At 49.9% G+C, this 17,979-nt stretch carries 8 protein-coding genes and 1 tRNA gene; 5 read left to right on the forward strand and 4 right to left on the reverse strand.

Translation table 11 applies throughout. The features are described from left to right. Window positions 1-34: 34 nt before the first annotated feature. Window positions 35-1,702, reverse strand: coding sequence for a glycoside hydrolase family 9 protein (locus tag FSU_RS02155; protein WP_012819902.1), 1,668 nt, complete (start codon window positions 1,700-1,702; stop codon window positions 35-37). A 108-nt stretch (window positions 1,703-1,810) separates the two neighbouring features. Here FSU_RS02155 and FSU_RS02160 point away from each other — a divergent pair, with 108 nt between their 5' ends. After that, window positions 1,811-4,150 carry a DUF748 domain-containing protein gene (locus FSU_RS02160; protein ID WP_012819903.1) on the forward strand — a complete coding sequence of 780 codons (2,340 nt, stop codon included), beginning with the start codon at window positions 1,811-1,813 and terminating at the stop codon, window positions 4,148-4,150. A 125-nt stretch (window positions 4,151-4,275) separates the two neighbouring features. On the opposite strand, the gene FSU_RS02165 is transcribed toward FSU_RS02160, so the two are convergent. Next, a complete protein-coding gene (locus FSU_RS02165; protein ID WP_012819904.1) occupies window positions 4,276-5,196 on the reverse strand; it encodes a sugar nucleotidyltransferase in 921 nt (306 codons plus the stop codon). Window positions 5,197-5,589: 393 nt separating this feature from the next. Between FSU_RS02165 and groES the strand changes: the two genes are divergently transcribed. Both groES and groL read left to right on the forward strand, forming a co-directional pair. Next, window positions 5,590-5,871: a co-chaperone GroES gene (groES, locus tag FSU_RS02170; protein WP_012819905.1), complete on the forward strand. Its 282-nt coding sequence runs from the start codon at window positions 5,590-5,592 to the stop codon at window positions 5,869-5,871. A 135-nt stretch (window positions 5,872-6,006) separates the two neighbouring features. After that, on the forward strand, window positions 6,007-7,641 hold the full coding sequence (groL, locus tag FSU_RS02175; RefSeq protein ID WP_012819906.1) for a chaperonin GroEL: 1,635 nt from the start codon (window positions 6,007-6,009) through the stop codon (window positions 7,639-7,641). Window positions 7,642-7,871: 230 nt separating this feature from the next. Here groL and FSU_RS02180 read toward each other — a convergent pair whose 3' ends face one another. Further along, window positions 7,872-10,265 (reverse strand): penicillin-binding protein 1A, encoded by a 2,394-nt coding sequence (locus tag FSU_RS02180; RefSeq protein ID WP_012819907.1) that lies wholly within the window; start codon window positions 10,263-10,265, stop codon window positions 7,872-7,874. Window positions 10,266-10,532: 267 nt separating this feature from the next. Between FSU_RS02180 and FSU_RS02185 the strand changes: the two genes are divergently transcribed. After that, window positions 10,533-10,606 (forward strand) — tRNA-Arg (locus FSU_RS02185). Window positions 10,607-10,756: 150 nt separating this feature from the next. Here the strand turns inward: FSU_RS02185 and FSU_RS02190 are convergent. Beyond that, the gene (locus FSU_RS02190; protein WP_012819908.1) at window positions 10,757-17,158 is read right to left on the reverse strand and encodes an Ig-like domain-containing protein; all 6,402 of its coding nucleotides are present in this window, start codon (window positions 17,156-17,158) and stop codon (window positions 10,757-10,759) included. Between the two features lie 413 nt (window positions 17,159-17,571). On the opposite strand from FSU_RS02190, the gene FSU_RS02195 reads away from it, so the two are divergent. Continuing rightward, window positions 17,572-17,979 carry a hypothetical protein gene (locus FSU_RS02195; RefSeq protein WP_041917814.1) on the forward strand — a complete coding sequence of 136 codons (408 nt, stop codon included), beginning with the start codon at window positions 17,572-17,574 and terminating at the stop codon, window positions 17,977-17,979.

Raw genomic sequence — 17,979 nt, forward strand, 5'->3', positions numbered from 1 at the left:
GACGGAGAAGCCGCGCATTTCACTTAAGCAACAATTAAGCGCTTAACAGCAGCAATGCCGCAGTCAGAGGAGCGCTCCAGTTGATAGCAACTTCGTTACTGGCAAAAGAACATTGCTCGTCTGCATAAGACATGCCACGAGCCTCCCCCATGTAATGCGGTTTCCTATGCAAATCCTGGCGGTCTTCATTAATGCCACCAACGACAAGCCCAGGCACCGGTTCATCAACGCCATCGGAATGGCTAATGCGGTGATGCGGGAACTTCGGGGAACTCCAAGCAGAGCCCGTCACAAAGCTCACGTCTACAGGATTCTTGCCGTAAATAAATTCAATCTGTTCCATCGCCGCATCGCGATACTTCGAATCATTAAACCATTCATACGCCAAATAAAGCGTCAGCGCATGGTTTGCAATATCGCCATTGCTCCCCCAGATGAACTTGCAAATTGAAAGTCCATACGGGTCTTCCTTTTGCAGATGCAAGATTTCTTCGGCCGTGTACTTGAACGCCATACGGGCGCGTTCCGTCCACTTGCAATCCATTGTCGCAAGTGCAAACCAGGCTAGGTTCTGCGTTGATCGCCATTGCAATCCGTATGTCGGCAGGTACGTGTCCATATCTACCGGAAGTTGACTTTCCAAACGTTCTAACAAGCCGGCAACATTTACGTCTGCAATACTTTCCACATTTTTCAGTTCGCGATACAGCATCGCACGAGCCCAGAAAAAGTCATCACCTAAATCCGAATCACCATAGCCGCCACTGCCTTCTGTATTGTGCGGCCAATCGACTTCAGGATTTTTTTCGGACCAAAGGTATGCGCGAACAGCGGCAAACAAGCATTTTTCTGCAAATTCGCTATCAACATTTGCATAAACGTGGTGAGCCTGAGCTAGTGCGCCCACAAAATTCAACGTCGAAGAAGTCGACTTTCCAAGGATATAGCGCTTTTGAGAAGCATCCGATTCCGTAGGCGTCACAAAGCCATCCCAACGATAAGGAGTCACCTTGAAGAACACTCCACCATCATCATCTTGCATGCGCAAGAAAAATTCCAGTTCAAAACGGACTTCATCAAGCAAGCTTACCGGCAGTTCATACGATTCTTTAAAGTCGGCTCCGCCAACAATTGAAGACTTTTGAGAATGTACCTGCATCAGTTCACAGCCGAGCATCAAAGTCGCAACACTCACGCCGCCATTCACAATGTACTTGCCGTAATCGCCCGCATCGTACCAGCCGCCATGAGCATTCCAAAGCCCCGCGCGTTCCATCGTCGGATGGAATTCCAGCTTATCGTCCAAATGTGCCGCCGGGCGAGCCCAAATCCCCGCCAGACGCTCCGGTAATTCAACACCGCTCCGTTGGTAATAGAACGACTTGATATTCGACTTGAGTTCACGCAAAACCCATTCGTCCGAGACTTCAAACAAATGCGACTTCGCATCAAAGTCCACCAAGGCAATCTGGTAACGCCCCGGGGTTTTGACCGCCGAAAAGTCACCCTTGAACAGAGTCTCGCCGGTGTATTCACAGCGCTGCAAGTTTTCGGCCAAACCCTCATAAACAACGCGATTTTCGCTATCTAGAATATTGAACTTGACCGACGGCAAAGAGGAGCCTTCCGAAAAGGCGACCAAAAAAGACTTTGCTCCTGAAGGAACATAACCCGGATGACAATAATGGATTTTCGCGTTCATACCCTAAGAATAACTTTTTTCGGACAAAGACGGAAAACAAATCGCGACAGACATGTTTACCACAGGGAACATAACATTTTTATCACAATTATATTTAGATTTTATACTATGAAAAAGCCACTCAAAATCACCCTCATTGTATTAGGATCTTTGATCCTCCTCTACTTCGTCACACTTCTCGTAGCGCCCAAGATTGCCCGTAGCTACATCGAAGAGCACTCCAAGGAAATGATTGGCCGAAGCATCACCATCAAGAACATCAGCCTGAACCCGTTTACCTACGTCTTGGACGTAGATACGCTCGCGGTCATGGAAGCGGACGACAAGACCCGCTTTGTCGCGTTCGACAAGTTCAGCATGAACATCAACCCGTTAAAGCTCTTCACGAGAACGCTTGACATCAGCGACATCTACATGAAGGCCCTCTATGTTCGCACCACGCAGCACGGAGAACGCTTCAACTTCTCCGACATTCTAGACTTCCTCGCCCAAAAGGACAGCATCTATTATGCCGAGCACCCCGAAGAAAAGAAGGTCGAATCGGACAGCAGCAAGAGCGCTGCCGAAATCGCCGCCGGGCTCCCCGTCAAGCTCAGCCTGAGAAACATTGTATTCGACAAGGGCAACATCATCTACCAGGATACAAAAGTCGGCTCCAAGTTCCACCTCAAGGACTTTTCCATCAACATCCCGGCCATTTATCTCGAAGACAACTCGACCGGCGTCGACGTGAGCCTCAAGTTTGCAGACGGCGGTGACCTGAACGTGAAGGTCGATGCCAACATGGCCACCTACGACTTCAACATTTTCCTGAACCTGAATAGATTTGCACTCTCCTGCATCAAGCCGTACCTGAACGATTCCATCAACTACAAGGATTTTGCGGGTTACCTCTCGGCTCAAATCTCCATCAGCGGTAACATCAACAGCATCCTCGCCTCCAATGTCAAGGGCAAGGTCTCGCTCGACAAGATTGACCTCACCGAAGTCAGCGGAAGCAAGATGGGCGCAGAAAACGTCACCGTCGGAATCAACAAGGCAAACCTCGTCGACAACGAATACCTCATCGACTCCGTCATCGTAGATGGTGCCTTCGCCCACATCGACCTGTACAAGGACGGCAAGACAAACATTGACGTACTCCTCACCCCGAAGAACAAGGCCGGAAGCGTGACGGATACAACCGCCGCCGATTCTACGCAGGTAGAACCGGTTGCAGAAGCTGCAAAGCAAGAACCCGCAGACACGACGAAGGTCGTCGCTGATTCGACTAGCGCAACAACCACAGCAGAAAAGCCCGCCGCCGCAAAGAAGCTCAAGGCGAAGATTAACAAGCTCCTCGTCAAGAACACTTACATCACCATCACCGATCACACCATTATCCGTCCGTTCAACTACAAGGTGAGCGCCATTACCGTTACCGGCCAGAACATCAACTACGACACGCCTTGCAACGTGAACGTTTCTGCCGCATTCCCCGAAGGTGGCAGTCTCTCGCTCAAATACCACGGAGCCCTCAGCAACCTGAACACGATGGACATCTACATCAGCGTGAAAAACCTCGTGCTCAAGCACTTCTCGAACTACTCGTTGCACTACACAGCCTACCCGCTCAAGGCAGGCACCCTCGCCTTCGCCAGCGAAAACAAGATTGTCGACCGCAACCTCGACAGCAAGAACACCATCGACATTTACAACATCACCGTCGGGAACAAGGTGGACGACATTGATCCGGAATACACAGTCCCGATGAAGATCGGTCTCTATATCTTGAAGGACAAGGACGACAAGATTCAGTTCGACGTGCCGGTCAAAGGTAACCTGGACGACCCGGAATTCTCTTACGGCAAAATCATCTGGAAGACAGTCGTGAACCTTCTCGTAAAGGTCGCCATTTCGCCGTTCAGACTCGTCGGGAACCTCGCCATGGCAGGCGCCAACGCTCTCGGCTTTGACCTCGGCAAGAACAACGAAGTGCTAATTGATGCCAACACCGAAACGTTCACCAGCGAACAATACGCCAAGGCCATCAAAATGACCGAAATGCTCCAGAAGGATCCGAAGTTAATGCTGACATTCACGCAATACTACAATCCGAGAAAGACAGCCAAGGAATACAAGGTCAAGCAGCTCAAAATTGATTTCTACAAACAAAAGAATAATAAGACTGAACTGAACGAACTTGACTACAGAGCCATTGAAGAAATCAAGGAAAAAGACAAGGAGTTCCAGGCTTACGTCAAGGAACATTCCGCTGAAATTGACAAGAACTACATGATGAAGGTTCTCCCGCAAATGGCAACAAAGCGCAACAACGACCTTCTCAAGGTCTTGCGCGCACAGCCGGGTGTCACGAAAAAGAACCTCAAGGTCATCACTGCTCCGAGAGACGCACTCCGCGGCTACAAAGACAAACCGATGTATAAAGTTGACGTAGACGTACAATAATAGACGAGAGAACGCCGCTCTGCGGCTACAGACGAAAGACGAAAAAAAAGGCATCGCTGAGCGATGTCCTTTTTTAAATGCGGATCAAGCGTGCCGCGCATTCCTGCGCTACACTATTTCAAAAATTATTCGTGAATCACGGCGTCAGCAAGCTTCTGGTTCACAACCTTTACACCGTTCCAAAGGATAGCATCACTAACTTCAGAATTTTCAATCACGCAGTTATCCCCAACCGACACGTTAGGACCGACCTTTGAATTCTTGATAACCACGTTCTTGCCGATATGGCAAGGCATGATGATTTCGGCTCCATCGACCGGAGACTCGGTCGTAGCATTGCGATTCAATACATGGGCATTCGTAGCAAGCAATGTTTCGACAAGGCCACAGTCCAGCCACTTTTCAACCGGAGCCGTACGGAACTTGCAACCACCCTGAATCATGCGTTCAAGGGCATCCGTCAACTGGAATTCGCCCTTCGTGCGGATGTCGTTCTGCATGAGGTAGTTCAACGCCTCCTTGAGAGCCTTGACATCCTTGATGTAATAAATGCCAACTATAGCTTCGTCTGAAACGAATTCCTGCGGCTTTTCCACAAGGCGTTCAATATGACCATTCTTATCCGTGACTGCGACTCCAAAACGCTTCGGGTCAGCGACCTTGAACGTGTAAAGAATATTCTCGGATGCATTCTTCAAGATGGACAAATCAGCCTCAAAAAGAGTATCGCCGAGGATAATCAAAAGCGGTTCGTCATCGTTTACATACGGAAGAGCAAGGCTAATAGCTTCGCCCAAGCCCTGCGGATTGGACTGGACCACCGTACGAACAGCGCCCCATTCCGGTTTCTGTTTCAAAAAATCATCTACAGCCGAAGCTTTATAACCCGTTATAAAAATCGTCTCAGAAGGATTCAAAAAAAGAGCATCATCGACAATCCAGTCTAAGATTGTCTTACCAGCAACAGGAAGCAAACACTTTGGTAGATTTTCCGTGTATGGACGTAGGCGAATGCCATTTCCAGCAACAGGAAGTACAATTTTCATTCAAAAACCCTTTTTTATTGTAGTGTTTTCAAACACCCTTACGTAAGGTGAAAGATAAAAAAATCGTACGAAAAAAACAATTTTTAATCATTTTTGGAACCTTTTCAACACCATTCTGTTTTCAAATTTCAAGCCATCAGTAAAACCTCGCAAAAGTTTCATTTTTAAACATTCTCTGTAGTAACGACATTTTACAGCAAACATACAGTCTCAAAATTAAACATTTCATAAAATACGGCCTAAGTTCTACCCTATAAAATTGGATTTAACAGTTTGGCACGAAAATTGCTTCACAAGGGACGAAACAAAAATATGGTCCAATTTGGAACAGCTCCAACGTTCAAGTGGACCAAGCCATTTAACTGGGCAAAAGCCCAAAAGAGGATAAAAATAATGATCAAGCCTTTAGCAGATCGAATCGTTGTCAAGCCGGCAGAAGCCGAACAGAAGACCTCCTCCGGTCTCTTCATTCCGGATAATGCAAAGGAAAAGCCGATGCAGGGTAAGGTCGTGGCCGTAGGTCCGGGTCGCAAGAACGACAAGGGCGAAGTAGTCGCTATGGAAGTCAAGGTTGGCGACGTGGTGCTTTACGGCAAGTACAGCGGTACCGAAGTTACCGTTGATGGCGAAAACTTCCTCATCGTTAAGGAATCCGACGTTATCGCTACTCTGTAATAGACGAAAGAATGCCGCTTTGCGGCTATAGACTAAAGACGAAAGAATGATTTAGAATTTCCTTTTTGAAAAATCTTTCGTCTATCGTCTTTCGTCTATCGTCTAAACAAAAATTTTAAACAAGGACAATTAAAAATGGCAAAGCAATTGAAGTTTGATGTAGCAGCTCGCGAATCCCTCATGAAGGGCGTTGACAAGCTCGCCAATGCAGTTAAGGTTACTCTCGGTCCTAAGGGCCGTAACGTGATGATCGCACGTTCTTTCGGTGCTCCGAACGTCACTAAGGACGGCGTTTCTGTCGCTAAGGAAGTCGAACTCGAAGACGCATACGAAAATCTCGGCGCTCAGATGGCTAAGGAAGTCGCCAACAAGACTTCTGACGCTGCTGGTGACGGTACCACGACTGCAACCGTTCTCGCTCAGGCAATCACTCGCGAAGGCCTCAAGAACGTCGCTGCTGGTGCAAACCCGATGGACATCAAGCGCGGTATGGACGCTGCTGTCGAAGCCGTGATCAAGGAAGTCGGCAAGATGGCCGTCAAGATTAATGGCAAGGAACACATCGCCCAGGTCGCAACGATTTCTGCTAACAACGACCCGGAAATTGGCGAACTCCTCGCCAACGCTATGGAAAAGGTCGGCAACGATGGCGTCATCACCATCGAAGAATCCAAGACTGCTGAAACCGTCCTCGACGTTGTCGAAGGTATGCAGTTCGACCGTGGCTACCTCTCTCCGTACTTCGTCACGAACACGGACAGCATGGAAGTCGCTCTCGAAAATCCGTACATTCTCCTGTACGACAAGAAGATTTCTACCATGAAGGATTTGCTCCCGATGCTCGAACACGTTGCAAAGCAGGGCAAGTCTCTCCTCATCATCGCCGAAGACGTCGATGGCGAAGCTCTCGCAACGCTCGTTGTGAACAAGATGCGCGGCACTTTGAAGGTTGCTGCCGTTAAGGCTCCGGGCTTTGGTGACCGTCGTAAGGCAATGCTCGAAGATATCGCTATCCTCACTGGCGGTATGCTCGTCTCCGAAGACACCGGTGCTAAGCTCGAAGATGCTCCGGTTACCGTTCTCGGTAAGGCAAAGTCCATCACCATCACGAAGGACAACACCACGATCGTCGAAGGTGCTGGCGACGCCGCTTCTATCAAGGGCCGTATCGCTCAGATCAAGAAGCAGATCGAAGCTACCACTAGCGACTATGACCGTGAAAAGCTCCAGGAACGCTTGGCAAAGCTCGCCGGTGGCGTTGCTGTGATCAAGGTCGGTGCTGCAACCGAAGTTGAAATGAAGGAAAAGAAGGACCGCGTCGATGACGCTATGCACGCAACTCGCGCCGCTGTCGAAGAAGGTATCGTTCCGGGTGGTGGCGTTGCTCTCATCCGCGCTGAAAAGGCTATCGACGCTCTCCAGTTCGACAATGCCGACCAGAAGACTGGTGCTGCAATCATCCGCCGCGCTATCGAAGAACCGCTCCGCCAGATCGTCCAGAACGCAGGCCTCGAAGGCTCTGTGGTCGTGAACAAGGTCAAGGAAGGCAAGGACGGCTTTGGCTACAATGCTAAGACCGACACTTACGAAGACCTCATCAAGGCTGGCGTCATTGACCCGGCTAAGGTGACCCGCACGGCTCTCAAGAACGCCTCCTCCATCGCTTCGATGATCCTCACGACTGACTGCGTGATCACCGAAAAGAAGGAACCGAAGGCTCCGGCAGCTCCGGCTATGGATCCGTCCATGGGCATGGGCGGCATGATGTAATCAACCGCCAAGTGCGCGCGAACAGCGCGCATCTAGGCTGCTAGAATTTCATATTCTAACTCCACTAAAAATCCCGACTCTGCAGAGTCGGGATTTTTTTTGTGCAGGCGTCGCGCCCCCACCACACAAAAAAGGAGCCCGTAAGGACTCCTTTAATTAAACTCTAATGATTGAAACAGCTGACTGGAATATTTACTTCATACCGTCATTGTCTACTTCCGGCTTTTCAGCTAGAACATCTTTCTCGTGCTACGCTTGGGCTGCTGCGGTTCGTCCTTGCCCTTGCCTTTCTTTTTCTTGGGCTGCGGAGCTTCATAACGGTTGTTTTCAACAACACCCTTGTTGCTGAACAAAGTAGCGTTATCAGCAGACTTTGTCTGCGACGAGAAATGGTTGCCATCGCAACGCTCCGTCGGGCCGTAGCCCGCCGTGTAGAGGCAGTAAGTCTTTTCAGAGCAGAACTCACCAGCGATAAGGCCCGTGTGGTTGCAGATGCCACGGCTGATTACACCAGGCGGAACCGGGAACGGAAGCTTCGGCAAATCCTTGTGCAACTTCGCCATCGTAGCCATCCAAATCGGGAGAGCGTCTTCAGTACCCGTATGACCGGCACCCATGGTTCCCGGATTGTCGGAACCGACCCACACGCCCATCGTGTACTGCTTCGTGAAGCCAATGTACCACGTATCCGTGTAATCGTTCGTCGTACCCGTCTTACCGCCACTCGGGTGACGGAAACCAGAAGCCCACACACGGCCTGCCGTACCGCGAACGTTCACGTCCTTGAGCATATCAACCATCAAGTAAGCCGATGCCGGGCGCAAGACTTCGTGTTCAACCTTGGAATTCTTCTCCACCACCTCGCCATTGCGGTCCACGATAGATTCAATCATGTACGGCTCAATGCGGTTACCGCCGTTCGGGAACACCGTGTAAGCAGACGTCATTTCCATAAGCGTTGCACCCACGGAACCAAGAGCCAAACTCGGGACCGCCTGCAACGGAGCACGCTTGATGCCGAACTTGCGAGCGTAGTTCACCACGTTGCTGAGACCGTACTTCATACCCGTCAAAATAGCCGGCAAGTTCTTGGACTTGTACAGAGCGCGGCGGAGCGTCATCATACCTTCGAAGTCATGTTCAAAGTTGCCTGGGCGCCAAACCTTGTTCGGGTTCTTGTCATCCGGGTCCGGGATCGTCACCGGCTGGTCGTTCACAGAGTCGCAGGGGCTAGCACCGTTGTCCATTGCGGTAGAATAGACGATCGGCTTGAACGAAGAACCCGGCTGGCGCAAGGACTGCACAGCGCGGTTCCACTTGGACTTGTTGAAGTCGCTACCACCCACCATAGCGCGGATAGCACCCGTTTCGTTTTCAATGATAATAGCAGCTACTTCAGCGTGATGGTAACGGATACTGTCCGGGAAACGGATAAACTGGCCACGCTTGTTGCGAACCGTATCAGCAGCGAGATATTCCTTCTTGAAGAGCGTGTAGACGCTATCGAAGTGAGCGACAACGCTATCTTCGGGCATGTCGTACTTCTTGGTGAGCTGGAGCCTGCGAGTAGCGCGGTACTTGATGCGGCGACGGACACGTTCAACCTGTGCATAGGCGACACTGTCAAGGAACGCCTGGATTTCCGGATCAATCGTACTATAGACGGACACGCCATCGGCATAGAGCGAGTTTTCGCCGTACTTCTTTTCCATATACTTGCGGATTTCTTCAAAGAAATACAAGCCCGTTCCAGTCACATCTTCTTTCTTGGCAAGCACAATCGGTTCTTCAATATACTTGCGGTATTCCTCGTTCGTGATATAGCCTGCATCGCGCATCGCATAGAGCACCGTGTTACGACGGCGCTTGGAGGCCTTCGGATGACGGTCAGGGCGATACGTTTCAGGGCGCTGCAACATGCCCGCGAGCACAGCGTATTCCGGGATAGAAAGGCTATCGAGCGGCTTACCGAAGTAGAACTTGCCTGCAGCCTGGAAACCGTAGTTACCGCCAGCGAGGTAAACTTCGTTCATATAGAACTCAAGAATTTCTTCCTTCGTGTAGGTCTGTTCGATGCGGATGGCCGTCATCATTTCCTTAATCTTACGGGAAAGCGAGCGTTCCGGCGTGAGGAACAGGAGTTTGGTGAGCTGCTGCGTCAAAGTCGATGCACCGCGGAGCTTATTGCCCGAGACGGCGCTTTCGATAAGCGCAGACGGAATCGCCCACACGTTCATGCCCCAGTGCTTGTAGAACGCACGGTCTTCGGTCGCCATCACCGCATGGATTGCATTCACCGGAATTGAATCAATGGAAGTCCATTCGCGGCGTTCCACGAAGTATTCATGGGCAATTTGGCCATCCTTGTCGTAAATGTTCGTCACGAGTCGCGGATTGATCTGTTCGAGCTGCGAGAGCGACGGCAGTTCCGGCGAGTAATGGATATAAACGGCCAGCGCGGCAATGAACGCCACGAATATCGGACACATGAATATAAAGAACCATCGGAAAATCTTGTTGGCAAACGCAATCTTCACCAAACTCCAAATTTTCTGCCAAACGATGGAACCATACTTGACGATGGCCGCGCCTAAAATCTTCATGAATGATTTGAACTTATCCATTTTAAGTCACACTAAAAAAGTTTGGGCTCAAAAATAGCTAAAGAACAAAATCTATTCAATTATATGGGAACGTAAATAGGGGTTAAATGGGGGTAATTCAGGCGAGCAAATAGTCAAAAAGACTGTTTTAATAGTCAAAAACAGAACATGCGAATATTTTTTCAAAAAAAAACAATTTTTTTCACTTTTTTTGCCTTTTACCCTTGACATTATTTCTGATTATTCTATATTTGGACCCGTCAACGAGAGAAGACAACAAAACAAAACGCGGATGTAGCCCAACTGGATAGAGCGTTTGGCTACGAACCAAAAGGCTCCAGGTTCGAGTCCTGGCACCCGCAGAAGAGAAGACCAACCGAAAGGTTGGCCTTCTTTTTTTGTTTCTACGACAATCCGAGGCAACCCTCTCTCTCCTAACTTAAACTTTCTACTAAATCAAAAACGCCCCGCGGTTTTAACCACGAGGCGCTCTTTATTTTACAAGGAAAACCTTATTTCTTTTTCTTGTTGTTCGCGCTGTTGCTGCGGACGTCCTTCGGCTTGAACTGGACACTGATTTCCACGTTCGTCACCTTGGAACCGAGTCCAGACGGGTCAAACACCTTGTACGTAAATTCGTCGATTCCAGAGAAGCCCTTGTTCGGGGTGTATTCGAAGGAACCGTTCTTTTCGTTCAAGACGATTCGACCATTGCGTGGCTTCATCACCGTCTTCACGGATTCGAGCTTGTCGCCATCCGGATCCTTAGCGGCTGACATGAGGCCTGTTGCAGCCGGGACCTTGAGCGTTTCTCCTTCGCGAGTCTGGTAAGAGAGCGGCTTCGTTTCCGGAGCGTTGTTCACGGCAATCACCGTAAATGTAGCCGTCTTGTGAGCGGTAGCGCCTTCCGGGTCCGTAACTGTGAACGTGATGCGTTCCGGCTTGCCCTTCCAGTGAGAATACGGCTGAGCCACAATCACAGTCTTCTTTGACTTGTCATAAGTCACCTGCAACTGCTTCTGACCCGTGAATTTCCACTTGAGGTCTTCGAAGTTGTGGTCCTTATCGCGAGCATACTGGTCAAGCTTAATCGTTGCAATCACACCTTCATTCTGATTTTCCCTGATGGTATAGTCAGGAATATCGCGCATGACCGGAGCCGCATTCACATGCTTCACGATAAACTTCACAACAGACTTGTCCGTGCCACCTGCCGGGTCCGTAGCCGTAAAGATAATCGTTTCATCACCGAACCAGTTATCCCTTCTCGGCTTGATTTCAGCAACGTGGTTAGCATTGATTCTCACGTCAATGTTCTTGGCGCCAGAAACACTCCATCTGATCTCATTCTTCTTGTGGTCCGGATCGCTAACAAATTCATCCAGGTTGACGGACTTGAAAGCCTTGCCTTCAAGCGTCGTCTGTCCCGGGATTTCCTTCACAATCGGCGGGTCATTCACGGACTTCACAGTAAAGCGGACTTCAACAGAAGCCTTTTCCTTGCTCGGGTCAAACACGTTGATCGTCACTGTTTCGGTACCGTTCCAGTACTTGTTCGGGATTTCAACAGTGAGGATACCCTTTTCGCTGATGTTGTACTTCAGCTCATGCTTGGAGAAAGTCGGAGCCGGAGCTTCTTCCTGCTTCTTGGCCTTCTTTTTCTTCTTGTCCTTCTTGTTGTGCTTTGCCTTTACAGGAGCAGCAGAAGCAAACGGATTTTCACCATCAATAGACCACTTGAGTTCATCGACGCTGTTATCCGGGTCGGTCACGAACTTCGTCAAGTCAATTGCCGGGAAGGTCTTCTTTTCTTCAATGACCTGCGGCGGAATCGGCTTAAACTTCGGAGGATCGTTCACCGGAATCACTTCGAACGTAGCCTTTGCAGACTGCTTATCGCCAGCCGGATCCATCACCGTGAACGTAAGCGTTTCCTTGCCAAACCAGTTCGGATTCGGGGTCGTCACCGTTGCACGGCCGTTCTTGATGTCCACAACAAGCTGGTTGTTGCCAGCAACAGACCACTTGAGTTCATTCGGCTTGTTATCCGGGTCGTGAACGATTCTTGCGAGGTCCACCGGAGTAAACCTTTCCTTTTCCTTGATTTTCTGATTGCCAATTTCCTTGGTAATCACAGGCGGATCGTTCACCGGAGTCACTTCGAATTCAATCTGCTGAGAAGCCCTTGCACCTTCCGGATCCGTCACATCGAGACGAATCTTTTCAGAACCGTTCCAGTACTTGTCCGGGGTCGTCACAACGAGCTGCTTCTTGGCATTGATTGTAGTCTTGAGAGCGCGAGTCGGAGCAACTTCGAACTTCAGAGAGCTCGTCGGATGATCCGGGTCAGAGACAAACTTCAACAAATCAATCGGTTCAAAATGTTCTTTTTCCTTGATGGTCTGGGCGAGAATCGGCCTAATGACCGGAGCATCATTCACAGATTCCACGACAAAGTTGACCGTCTTGGAATCAGTTGCGCCATCCGGGTCCTTCACGGTGAACACGACATTGCGTTCACCATGCCAATACTGGTCGGCAATATTGATGTGAGCGAGGCCGCCCTTATAAATCACAACACTGAACGGATCCTTGACGACTTCTTCTTCCTCGTCATCATCATCCTTCTTGCCCTTCTTACCCTTCTTGCTCTTCTTAGGCTGTTCGGATTCTGGCTTCTTAACCTTGACCGACCAAGAGAGCTGTTCCATGGTGTTATCCGGGTCGCGGACAAACTTGCTCAAGTCGATATCCTTGAACGTACCCTTTTCACGAATCTTCTGCGGCGGAATATCCCTCAAGACCGGAGGATCGTTCACAGAGACAATTTCGAACGTAATCGTCTGAGAAGTCTTTGCACCATCCGGGTCGCTCACTTCAAGCATCATGAGTTCAGGAGCGCACCAGAAATCCTTATTCGGTGCAGTCACCGTAAGCACACGGCTCGGAGAGATTTCGGCCTTGAGCTGCTTAGCACCCGTGATTCTCCAGCGGAGTTCGTTAGGCTTGTTATCCGGGTCCTTCACGAATTCGTCAAGCTTAATCTGCTTGAAGGTTTCCTTTTCCTTGATCTTCTGGTCCGGAATTCTCTTCACAAACGTCGGAGGATCGTTCACGCGGGTCACTTCAAAGACCATCTTGTGGCGAGCATAAGCACCTTCCGGGTCCGTCACGGAGAACGTGAGGGATTCCTTGCCGCTCCACTGCTTATCCGGAACAGAGACGATTACAGTATTATCCTTACGGATATCAACCTTGAGGTCACGATTGCCAGAGACTTCCCACTTCAAGGAAGATGCCGGATGATCCGGGTCTTCGGCGAGAGTCGAGAGGTCGATAGTCTTGAAACGGCCACCTTCAAGAATCGTTTCGCCCGTCGGAGCGCTAGAGGAAATCACCGGAGCATCGTTCACGGAGCGAACTTCAAAGCGAGCAGTCTTGCTTGCAGAAGCGCCTTCCGGGTCCGTTGCTGTAAACGTGATGTTAGCAGCACCGTGCCAATACTTGTTCGGAATGTTAACCGTAGCAACACCAGTCGGATCGACCGTCACACGAAGGCCAGAAGCGGAGGTTTCTTCACCGTCATCCTTGCCCTTCTTCTTCGAAGAACCCTGGCTAATCGGATTTACCTTAAACGTCCACTTGAGATCGCTAATCTTGTGGTCCGGGTCCTTGACGAAGTCAGCAAGCTTGATCGGCTGGAACTGTTTCTTTTCGTCAATGGATTGGTCGCGGAGGTCACGGACAAATTCCGGAGCGTCGTTCACAGAAAGCACCGTAAAGGTCACTTCCTTGCTATCCGAAGCGCCATCCGGGTCGGTCACCGTAAAGCGAATCTTTTCAGAACCATTCCAGCTTGCGTTCGGCGGAGTCACCGTCACCTTGTGCGTTGCATCCATAGCGACACGGAGTTCCTTGTTGCCTTCCATCTTCCATTTGAGGCGGTTCTTCGGATGATCAAGGTCTTCAACAAAGTTGTCAAGTTCAATCGGCTTGAACGATTCCTTTTCCTTGACAGTCTGGCTTGCAATTTCCTTCATGACCGGCGGGTCATTCACAGAAACAACCGTAAACGTTGCCGTCGTACGGGCCTTGGCTCCAGACGGGTCGGTCACAGTGAAGGTCACCTTTTCGGAACCGTTCCACATCTTGTTCGGAGTCTTCACGGTCACAATGCCCGTCTTGGACATATCGACCTTGAGATCCCTATTGCCCGTAAAGTCAATCTTCAAGCTTTCAAAACGGTCATCCGGGTCAGACACGAGTTCAGACACGTTGAACGGAGTGAATTCGCCCTTTTCCTGAATAGTCTGGTCAGCCACCTGCTTGATTTCCGGGAGATCATTCACAGATTCCACCGTGAAGAGAGCCGTAGAAGAAGCCTTAGCGCCTTCCGGGTCCGTTACGGTGAACGTAATTTCTTCGGCACCGTTCCAGTACTTGTTCGGAATAACAATCGTTGCAACCTTGTTCGCATCGATATTGACCTTGAGTTCGGATTCTCTCTTCTTGGAACCGGCAGCAGGCTTGCTAGAGACAGAGAACGAGAGATCAGAGAGCTTGTTATCCAAGTCCTTCACCATGTCAGCGAGCTTAATCGGCTGGAACTGGCCCTTTTCACGAATCGTCTGCGGCATGACCTGCTTTACAAACATCGGAACGTCGTTCACGGATTCCACGGTGAAATTCGCCGTGCGTTCATCGCAAGCGTTATCCGGGTCGCAAACCTTGAACGTCAGAGTTTCGGCACCGTGCCACTGCGGAGACGGCGGAGTGATGCGCACGACATGAGCACCATCCATGGCAACCTTGAGTTCCTTGTTGCCCGTAATCGTCCACTTGAGGCGATTCTTGGCATGGTCAAGGTCTTCAACAAAGTTGTCAAGTTCAATCGGCTGGAATTCGCCCTTTTCCTTGATGGTCTGTTCGCGGATATCCTTCATGACCGGCGGGTCGTTGATAGCCTTGACCGTGAACTTTGCAGATGTAGATGCACGAGCGCCTTCCGGGTCCGTTGCGGTAAACATGAGCGTTTCCGTACCGTTCCACTGGTCGTGCGGAATCTTCACGGAGACTTCGTGAGACCTGTTATCAATATTGACCTTGAGGTCCTTATTGCCAGTGACTTCGATCTTGAGCTTCGAGAAATCGTGGTCGGCATCGCTCAAGTAGTCATCCATGATAAACGAAGTAAATTCGTTCTTTTCTTCAATCACCTGGTCCGGAATCTTCTTGAATACCGGCGGGTCATTCACAGAACGCACGTTAAGAGCGACTTCCTGCTTAGCAGAACCGCCTTCCGGGTCCGTCACTGTAAATGTTGCAATCGTGTTGCCAAACCAGCTCGGGTCCGGGATTTCAACCGTAGCGACATGCTGGTCGTCAATATTGACGTTGAGCGTACCAAGTTCCGGCATCTGGCCCTGGTGCTTGACTTCAACATCCCAGGAGAGTTCGGAATTCTTGTGGTCTTCGTCCTTGACGAAGTCATCAAGCTTGATCTTGGTGAACTGCTGCTTTTCGTTGATGTTCTGGTTCGGAATCGGGCGAATGAACTTCGGCAAGTCGTTCACGGAGTTGACCGTAAACACAGCTTCGCAATCAGCAGAAGCGCCTTCCGGGTCCGTAGCCTTGAACTTGATGGATTCAGAGCCGTTCCACATCTTGTTCGGGATGCGGATTGTAGCCACACCGCCAGAAACAGAGACCTTCAAATCCTTGGCGCCCGCAACAGCCCACTTGAGCATTTCGATGCGGTGGTCCGGATCCTTCACATATTGGCCAAGCTGGATCGGTGCGAATTCCTGCTTTTCGTCAATCGTCTGGTCCGGAATGTTTTGAACAAATTCAGGAGGATCGTTGATGGAGTTGACCTTGAAGAGCACATCCTGCTTTACGGATGCACCGGCAGCGTCCGTCGCGGTAAACGTCACGCGTTCCTGGCCATTCCAGAACTCGTTCGGGATTGTCACAATGGCAGAACCGTAATTGTCAATTTCAATCTTGAGGTCCTTGTTGCCCGTGACCGTCCACTTGAGCTTCATCGGATCGTCATCCGGGTCCGTGACATAGTCCGCAAGAGAAATCATATCAAACTGATTTTTCTCATCGATGACCTGGTCCGGAATCTTCTTCGTAAATGTCGGAGGATCATTCACAGGAGTGACCGTGAAAGCTGCGGTCTTGTTATCGCTACCGTAATCCGGGTCATTTGCGATAAACTTGATTCTTGCAGCACCATACCAGTGCTTGTCGGGAACAACAATCGTTGCAACGCGGTTAGCGTCAATCGTTACAGACAAATCACCATCAGCCTGAGGACCGCCTGCCGGGACAACTTCGGTATCCCATGTAATCAGGTTCTTCTTGTGGTCCGGGTCATTTACAAAGTCATCCAAGCGAATCTTGGTGAACTGCTGACCTTCCGTAATGACCTGACTCGGTATCTGAGATACAACCGGCGGATTGTTCACGGATTCAACCGAGAAGTTCACCGTTTCAGATGCACTGGCACCTTTAGAGTCCGTTGCCGTAAAGGTCAAGTCTTCGGAACCATTCCAAAGGGCATCCGGAGTTGCAATTTCAACCGTATGGTCCGGAGCGATATTCACCTTGAGGGCCTTGTTGCCGCTCACCTTCCAACGGATCTGCGAGGGCTGGTCCGTGTCGTCGGTGACAAAGTTATCAAGTTTGAACTTCGTGAAAGTCCCACCTTCCAAAATAGATTCGCCAGGAATTCCACCCACCTGTGGCGGTTCGTTCGCCGGAGCCGGTTCAGGAGCAGGTTCACTTACAGGGGCCGGAGCAGCTTGTGGAGCCGGGGCCGCAGATGCAGGATTTTGCGCAAACGATGATGTTGCAATAACACTAGCAGATGCTATCAAGGTCGCCATGGACCTCTTCAGTTTTTTCATTTTCGATCTCCGATACCATACATGCAATCAAAATTTCATAGTGAAATTTATCACACGTCCTTAAAATCGTCTTTAAATATAACGCTTTTCCGAGAAATCTTTTCATATTTTGAATTGGTTTTCCATAACAAAAAATGAGCTTTTTGTCTATTTCGTTTCAGAAATTTACGTAACTAATTGAGCATCAACGAGTTACAGAAAGAAGGTATAAAAAGTCCTCCACCATCTGTTTTTCGGGTAAAAATCGCATTTTCCACACAAAACTCATAAAAGAGGCTTCAGTTATGTAAATTTTTTGTAAAACAAGGCTTTTTTGGTCAATCGTCCCCCTCCCGAGGGCTTCAAAAAGCTGCAAAATTTCACAAAAAAAACTAATTTTGAAATAAACCGATTAAATCTAACCAGGAAACACAATGAAATTCGTATTTCTCTGCGACGCCAACTACCTCAAGGGCGACATAGTCAACTTCCAGAACAACTTCCCGACCAATCACGAACTTGTGACGATGACCTCTGAAGACCTTCTCCAGAGCAAGTCCATCATCGAAGGGACCTTCGCTATCTTGGCAGAACGTACCACTTGGCAGAAGAACTTCAGCCTTTTCCGCTACTTCGGCCTCCTCCCGCTCCTTGAAGTGCTCCCGCTCGGCATCGTCAGCCGTGGCCGCCGCAACGAACCCATCGAGGGCCGCAGCCAGAACAGAAACCAGGAAATTTTCTTCAACCCGGCCGCATCCGCTGAAGAACTTTACCTCCAGGTCGACAAGTTCGTCGCCGCACCTCCTTCTGGCTACTCCTATCCGCGCGGTGCCGCTAAGTAA

It is taken from the genome of Fibrobacter succinogenes subsp. succinogenes S85, assembly GCF_000146505.1.
GTDB lineage: Bacteria > Fibrobacterota > Fibrobacteria > Fibrobacterales > Fibrobacteraceae > Fibrobacter > Fibrobacter succinogenes.

Coding starts and splice junctions, on each gene's coding strand:
- FSU_RS02155 (WP_012819902.1), bottom strand. CDS start 1,702: ATGAACGCGAAAATCCATTATTGTCATCCGGGTTATGTTCCTTCAGGA.
- FSU_RS02160 (WP_012819903.1), top strand. CDS start 1,811: ATGAAAAAGCCACTCAAAATCACCCTCATTGTATTAGGATCTTTGATC.
- FSU_RS02165 (WP_012819904.1), bottom strand. CDS start 5,196: ATGAAAATTGTACTTCCTGTTGCTGGAAATGGCATTCGCCTACGTCCA.
- groES (WP_012819905.1), top strand. CDS start 5,590: ATGATCAAGCCTTTAGCAGATCGAATCGTTGTCAAGCCGGCAGAAGCC.
- groL (WP_012819906.1), top strand. CDS start 6,007: ATGGCAAAGCAATTGAAGTTTGATGTAGCAGCTCGCGAATCCCTCATG.
- FSU_RS02180 (WP_012819907.1), bottom strand. CDS start 10,265: ATGGATAAGTTCAAATCATTCATGAAGATTTTAGGCGCGGCCATCGTC.
- FSU_RS02190 (WP_012819908.1), bottom strand. CDS start 17,158: ATGAAAAAACTGAAGAGGTCCATGGCGACCTTGATAGCATCTGCTAGT.
- FSU_RS02195 (WP_041917814.1), top strand. CDS start 17,572: ATGAAATTCGTATTTCTCTGCGACGCCAACTACCTCAAGGGCGACATA.